Raw genomic sequence first — 1,402 nt, forward strand, 5'->3', positions numbered from 1 at the left:
GGCTTCGCCGGGCCACCTCTCCCCCGCTTCGCGGGGTGCGAGGAACCCAGGTCCTGCGAAGCGTCGTCCTCTCACGTTGTCTCGATGAATTGCCGGGCAATTTTCATTTCACTATTGCAGATAAAAAATATCCACGATAAGAGATATCCATGAATTGGAGATCGGCACAATGAAGCTGGGCGAAGGGGTCGAGGCGGCCATCCACTGCACGGCGACGCTGGCCAGCGTAGACGGCAACAGCACCATGCCGGGCGCGGCGCTGGCGGAGTGCTTTGGGTTGTCGTCGAGCTATCTGCTGAAGCATCTGAACCAGCTGACGGCGGCGCGCATCCTGGAATCGGTGCCGGGGCCGGCGGGCGGCTACCGGCTGGCGCGGGCGGCGGAACAGATCACGTTGCTCGACGTCGTGCTGGCTATCGAGGGTCGCGAGCCGGCGTTCCGTTGCGGCGAGATCCGCCGCAACGGCCCCGTCAAGATCGACGCCTCGGCCTATGTCAAACCCTGCGGCATCAATGCCGCGATGCTCAAGGCCGAGCGCGCCTATCGGGCGGCGCTCGCGGAAGTGAAGATTTCCGACATCGTGGCGGAGTACGCGGCCGAAGGCGATCCGCGATCCTATGCCGCGAGCTGCGCCTTCGTCGAGCGTCACCAGCGGCCGCAGAAATCCGCTTCATCCAAACAGACTTAACCCGCCAGACAATGTGGAAAGGCAAGACGATGAAACAGAGACTTCAATTTTATGCCAAGGCGCCGGCTCTCATGAAGGCAGTGACCGAGCTCAACACGGCTGTCGAGGAGAGCGGGCTGGAGGCCAGCCTGATCCATCTGGTCAAGCTCAGGGCTTCGCAGATCAATGGCTGCTCCTACTGCGTCGACATGCACAGCCGTGAGGCAAGGCGCGACGGCGAGACCGAGCAGCGCCTCTATCTGGTCGCGGCCTGGAAGGAATCGCCGCTGTTTTCCGAGCGCGAGAGGGCGGCATTTGCCTGGACCGAGGCGGTGACCAACATTTCCGACAACGGCGTTCCGGACGATCTCTATGCCGCCACGCTGGAGCATTTTTCCGAGGAGGAACTTGTGAAGCTGACCGTGCTGGTTGGCATGATCAATGTGTGGAATCGCCTCGCCATACCGTTCCGCTCCGTCCACCCGGTCGAAAAGGCAAAGGCCGCCTGATCTTGCGGCCGCGACGTGGGCCGGCTGAGCGGCCCACGTCTTTTTTCGGCGAAAGAACAACGACATGTTCGAGAATTCTCAGAACGAGATTCTGGTCGCCGCACGGCTGCTGCTTGGCGGCGCCTTCGTCTTTGCCGGCCTGCGCAACATTCAGAACAGAAAGCTAGTCGCCTCGCTGATGGCCGCGCGCGGCGTGCCGCAGGCGACGCTCGCTCTATGGCTGGGC

At 62.3% G+C, this 1,402-nt stretch carries 2 protein-coding genes; both read left to right on the forward strand.

The features are described from left to right. Positions 1 to 169 precede the first annotated feature (169 nt). A complete protein-coding gene (locus EOD07_RS34390; protein WP_127238352.1) occupies positions 170 to 688 on the forward strand; it encodes an Rrf2 family transcriptional regulator in 519 nt (172 codons plus the stop codon). A 29-nt stretch (positions 689 to 717) separates the two neighbouring features. Beyond that, a complete protein-coding gene (locus EOD07_RS34395) occupies positions 718 to 1,176 on the forward strand; it encodes a carboxymuconolactone decarboxylase family protein (protein ID WP_127238353.1) in 459 nt (152 codons plus the stop codon). The last annotated feature ends 226 nt before the right edge of the window (positions 1,177 to 1,402 follow it).

The sequence above is a fragment of the Mesorhizobium sp. M2C.T.Ca.TU.002.02.1.1 genome, assembly GCF_003997225.1.